At 63.8% G+C, this 5,054-nt stretch carries 6 protein-coding genes; 2 read left to right on the forward strand and 4 right to left on the reverse strand.

The window, feature by feature from the left end:
* Window positions 1-322, forward strand: a 322-nt coding sequence (locus H576_RS15755; RefSeq protein WP_036320878.1) for an ISL3 family transposase, incomplete at its 5' end; no start/stop codon positions are given.
* Here H576_RS15755 and H576_RS0112255 read toward each other — a convergent pair.
* The 3 genes from H576_RS0112255 to H576_RS0112265 are packed head-to-tail and all read right to left on the reverse strand — an operon-like array spanning window position 265 to window position 2,861.
* Window positions 265-1,206, reverse strand: a complete 942-nt coding sequence (locus tag H576_RS0112255) for an alginate lyase family protein (RefSeq protein WP_029151168.1) — start codon at window positions 1,204-1,206, stop codon at window positions 265-267. The two genes, H576_RS15755 and H576_RS0112255, sit on opposite strands and share 58 nt — an antisense overlap.
* A 22-nt stretch (window positions 1,207-1,228) precedes the next feature.
* The gene (locus H576_RS15760) at window positions 1,229-2,050 is read right to left on the reverse strand and encodes an ABC transporter ATP-binding protein (RefSeq protein ID WP_084502726.1); all 822 of its coding nucleotides are present in this window, start codon (window positions 2,048-2,050) and stop codon (window positions 1,229-1,231) included.
* A 4-nt stretch (window positions 2,051-2,054) separates the two neighbouring features.
* Window positions 2,055-2,861, reverse strand: coding sequence for an ABC transporter permease (locus tag H576_RS0112265; protein WP_029151169.1), 807 nt, complete (start codon window positions 2,859-2,861; stop codon window positions 2,055-2,057).
* 254 nt (window positions 2,862-3,115) lie between these two features.
* Between H576_RS0112265 and H576_RS0112270 the strand changes: the two genes are divergently transcribed.
* On the forward strand, window positions 3,116-4,177 hold the full coding sequence (locus H576_RS0112270) for a hypothetical protein (RefSeq protein ID WP_029151170.1): 1,062 nt from the start codon (window positions 3,116-3,118) through the stop codon (window positions 4,175-4,177).
* Between the two features lie 684 nt (window positions 4,178-4,861).
* On the opposite strand, the gene H576_RS0112280 is transcribed toward H576_RS0112270, so the two are convergent.
* Window positions 4,862-5,054 (reverse strand): ISL3 family transposase (locus H576_RS0112280; protein WP_029151172.1); only part of this gene is annotated, 193 nt, incomplete at its 5' end.

A 5,054-nucleotide genomic window follows, 5' to 3' on the forward strand; every position in this document is an offset into this window, starting at 1 on the left:
CTACCAGCGCATGATCTCCGCCTACCGCGACCCGGATCGCGCCGCCGGGAGGAAGGCCATGCAGGGCGTGATCGATGCTGTCTCCCGCGGCGTCCCGGCCGCTCTGGTCGAGCTCCGCAGGCTCGGCCGCACGCTGAAGAAGAGAGCCGCTGACGTCCTCGCGTACTTCGACCAGCCCGGCACGAGCAACGGCCCGACCGAGGCGATCAACGGCCGTCTCGAGCACCTCCGCGGCTCCGCGCTCGGCTTCCGCAACATCGCCAACTACATCGCGAGATCGTTGCTCGAGACCGGCGGCTTCAGACCCCACCTACACCCCTGAATGCGAAGAGCCAGATATACGCTGTCGGCGGGCGGGATCGGCAGCGGGCCATCTGATTCCAGATAGATGTACGACGGGACGCGTTCGCGCCACATTTCGAGCCCCTGCTCATAGAGGGCCCGATCGTCGAGGAACACCCCGAGGTTCACGAGGCCGTCGGCAGCTGAGAGCTTCCAGTTGCCGTTGTAGTTCGCGTAGTCGAATGACGACAGTGTGTCGGCTAGGACTGTGCGCGCCATACGGGTGAACGCTCGCACCTGGAACTGAGGGTCGTCCAGTCCAGGCTCGTATGTGTATCGGATGATCTCAGCACCGCGGATCATCATCTCCGACACCCATGCAGCCATGAGCGGCCCGTTCGAACCTACGTGTCCGGCGAAGTCGCTCGCGTAGGCGTTGAGGATCGCCACCGCCCGGCGGGCGTACTGTGGGTCCTCCGTGTACCACCAAAGCAACGCCTGCCCGTAGACGGCACGCGCGTCCATCAGCTCGTCTGTGCAGCCGTTGTCGGGGATATTGAACGAGCCGCATTCCGACGCGCAACCGACAGTGTCGGCCTGATCGCACGGCTCGTCGCGATCCGACGCTGACACCAAATCGCCGAAGTCGGGCGCCCCACGCGTTGCGTATTCCGACGACTCGAGTTCATCGAACAGCGTCGCCCACGGCTCGTCGCCCGCGCGTACGTGCCCCTTCGAGGTCTTGAGTTCATCGACTCCGACGAAGACGCCGGGGTGCGTGAACCCGGCCGACGAGGTTGACGCGGTGTCTGCCAACCGCGCGCCGCGCGGTGATGGTTCAGGCGTGGCTGCGAACGCTGCCCCAGGCGTCGCGACGAGCACGCCGATCAACAAGATGAAGACGGTGATCAGGCGCAGGGACATCGAACTTCTCCGATGGTGCTCGTCAGTCGTCATCGTCGTCGTCTGGAACCGGCACGGGCTGGTTCTGACGGCGGTTACCTTGCTCCTTGCCCCGAGGCCTGGGCGCCGGCGGCGGGTAGTCCTTCGCATACTGCGCGAGGACATCATCGATGGGTGCGTCCATCTTTAGCTGGTGGTTGTCGAGGTACAGTCCGCGGGTCGTGAACCGCTTCATGTTCCCTGCATTGTGGCCCACGAAGAACATCGTGCGCCCCTCGGCCATGATGTCCTCGATTCGGGCGAAGCACTTCTCGCGGAACGCTTTGTCGCCTACTGCGAGCACTTCGTCGACGAGCAACGTTGGCTCGTCGAGTTCTGAGACGACGGCGAATGCCAGGCGAGCCTTCATGCCAGAGCTGAGGTTCTTGAACGGTGCGTTCTCGAATCCCTCAAGCTCGGCGAAATCGATGATCCCCTCGAAGCGGCGCTTGATCTCTTGGCGAGGCATACCGTGCAACCCCGCGACGATGAAGACGTTTTCCTTCACCGTGAGCTGGCTCTCGAAACCGCCCGTGATCTCGATGAGTGGGGCAACGCCGCCGCGCACCGAGACGCGACCTTCGTCGGGCAGGAGGACACCGGCGACGAGCTTTAGAAGCGTGGACTTGCCCTGGCCGTTTCGCCCGACGACGCTGACGGCCTCGCCCTGTTCGACGCGGAAGCTGACGTTGCGGAACGCCCAGAACTCGTCCGGGCGTGTGCGGGCCTCGGCTCGGCCGAACATGTCGCGGATGTTGCGACGACCGCGGCGGTTGCGGCGGAACTTGATGCCGAGCCCTCGGGCGCGGATGGCGACGTCACCCATGCGATCACAGATCCTTCAGGACGGGGCGGACGAGGATCGGGAACATCATGATGCCGAGAGCGAGAATCGCGATGCTCACCGAGATCGCGGCGACGATCGAACCGCCGTTCCACAGCTCGGGCCAGTATCCGAGGCGGTACATGGTCATGATGCCGTACAGCGGGTTGACTCGGTCCATCCAGCTCAACCAGTCGGGTAGGCGGCTGTGGTCGAAGAGGATCGGCGAGGCGAAGAAGAGGAACCGCACGATGATACCGACGATCTTCGATAGGTCGTTGATCAGAATGCACAGAGGTGCCATGAGGAGACCGATGCCCGTCAGCAGGATTCCCTGTGTGATGAAGGCGACTGGCCACCAGACGATGCCCGCGCCGATTGGGACCTGCATGATCAGGAGGAAGGCTGCGACGACGGGCAGTGAGAGAACGTACGTAAAGCCCGAGCTGACGACGACGCGCATGACCCACATCGAGTTCGATGCGCCCGTCGAGCGGAGCAACTTCTTGTCCTTGAGGAAGGCACGCCCGGACTCATTGACTGCGGTCGTGAACCATTGCCATGGGAGCAGGCCGGTGATGAGGAAGACGCCGTAGGGCTCGACGCCGCCTGTCCTGCCGAGGATCACGACGAAGAGGAACATGTAGACGCCGCACATCATGAGCGGGTCGAGGATCGTCCACGCGTACCCGAGCCATGTCGTCGCGTATTTCACGCGCAGATCACGGCCCGTCAGCAGCCAGAGCGCATGAAAGTAGCGACGTCTCGAGCCCTGAGGGCCGACCGACGTCTTGCGTGCCGCCGCCTCGCTCACAGCGCGCACCCGCACAGAAGACGACCGTCCTGGTCGACCGTGGCGTTGCAGTACATAGGCGTAGAGATCCTTACAGAGGTGTCAGCGCTCACCTGAGCGTACCCGCAGGGCGCAGGAGCACCGCCCCGACACTAGCTGGGCGCCGCGGGAAGTGCCTGGGCGTCATCGACCGCGCCGTGGGCGATTGACTATCGTTATGGGGCACGACTTGGGCCGCGGAGCCCAGCGCCCTCGTCACTTCGAAAGCGGACCCCTTGGCTCAACTGATTCTGCACATCGGCACGCACAAGACCGGAACCACCACGATTCAGCGGTTTCTCTCGGGCAACCGTCGCGCACTCCGGCAACAGGGGATTTTCTACCCTGGGTCCGATGTCGGCGATTTCTTCCAGCAGCACTACGCACACCACCGGATCGCGCACGCGCTTGCTGGTCGGCAGGACGCCGAGACGATGCGCGACGTTGCGGGCTATTTTGACGCGGTGCGCGGGCAGGTGCGCGCTGGCGAGCTCGTACTGATCTCCGCCGAGCCCCTGTACCGCCATGTGTCGCGCGTTGATGAGGGTGAGGAGGGGCGCAGGCTCGACGGGGGTGCTGCCTACCTCGGAGACCCCCTCCCGTACATTCAAGCGCTCCGACAGGCGATCGGCCAGTTCGATGTGAAGGTCGTCATCATGCTGCGTCGCCAGGACCTGTTTCTCGAGTCGCTGTACTCCGAGCAGATCATGGCGCGTGACTACACGGATGACATCGAGCAGTTCGCCGAGGAACGGGCGTGGATGCTCGACTATGACGCCCGCCTTGGAGAATGGGCGAGCGTATTCGGGCAGGAGAACATCGACGTGCGCGTCTTCGAACCGCGCAGATTCGAGGTACCGCTCGAGCGATACTTCATTGAATGGATTGGCGGTGAGTGGGATAACTCGCTCACCATGGGCGGATCGACGAACATCACCGTTCCGCGGGACCTCGTCGAGTTCAAGAGAGAGCTGAACAAACAGTGGGTTCGAAACAACAACGCGACCATCCGGTCGTGGCTCGAGGAGCTGGCCGCGCGATTTCCGCAGCGATTTGCGACCCTCGGGAAGGCCTACCTAGATGATCGGTCGCGACAAGGAGTGATGGCTCGTGTCGAGGACGGGAACCGGCGCGTTGCGCAGACGTACCTCGGGCGGGACGAACTGTTCTTCGACAGCGAGCTACCGAGCTACCCCGAGCCGCGTCCCCTCACCAGACAGCGATACACCCAGCTCTCCCGCGTTCTTCTCAACGAGCTCGCGCGGCGCGAACGAGGGGCGGCGCAACGTGGCCGGTGAGGTCGACAGGATCACGGAGAACCGCGAATTCGGGGCGTTTGCAATGCTCCGCGCGCGCGGAGCCTCGCGGCTCGTCGTCGGGTTCAGCCCCGCGAACACCGAATCCGGCAAATTCGGCTTCTACTCGAGTCTGCACGTTGCCACCAATGACTCGCTCCTGTTGAACGTTCCGCAGAACGATTGGTACGCCAACGGTGTGCCGCTTCACGGCCGGGCCGAGCCGAGCTTCGCCCAGACGGTCGGATTCATCCGGGACGTCGCTTCGGGATACGACGAGGTCGTTTTCCTCGGAGGGAGCATGGGGGGGGTATGCGGCGCTGCTCTACGGCGCCGAGTTTCCCGGAACGCACATCCTCGCCATGGGGCCCGAGATATATCCCGGGCTGGCGCAGGGATTTTTCCAGAGGCAGGGTATCCGAGCCACACCGCCGAACTTGTCGTACCTCTTCTCTGATCCGTCCTTCCGTCCGTGGATCGTGTCGGGTGAGCGACAGGTGACCGATCTCTACTGCTTGACCGAGGTGCGTTCGTCGCGCCTTGTGACGATCAAGAACGTCGGGCACAAGGTGCCCGGCGTCGTCAATTACCTAGCGGGGAATATGGCCCGTGCGAGCAGGCTCGCGACCTCCGACGGCCTCGCCAAACTGTTCGGAGCGGAGCGGGGGCATATGGGGCTCTTCGCATTCAGGGGTGTAGGTGGGGTCTGAAGCCGCCGGTCTCGAGCAACGATCTCGCGATGTAGTTGGCGATGTTGCGGAAGCCGAGCGCGGAGCCGCGGAGGTGCTCGAGACGGCCGTTGATCGCCTCGGTCGGGCCGTTGCTCGTGCCGGGCTGGTCGAAGTACGCGAGGACGTCAGCGGCTCTCTTCTTCAGCGTG

The sequence above is a fragment of the Microbacterium indicum DSM 19969 genome (assembly GCF_000422385.1).
GTDB classification, from domain to species: Bacteria; Actinomycetota; Actinomycetes; order Actinomycetales; family Microbacteriaceae; genus Microbacterium; species Microbacterium indicum.

Excerpts from the sequence above, each read along its gene's own strand:
- H576_RS0112255 (WP_029151168.1), bottom strand. The coding sequence starts at position 1,206 with ATGTCCCTGCGCCTGATCACCGTCTTCATCTTGTTGATCGGCGTGCTC.
- H576_RS15760 (WP_084502726.1), bottom strand. The coding sequence starts at position 2,050 with ATGGGTGACGTCGCCATCCGCGCCCGAGGGCTCGGCATCAAGTTCCGC.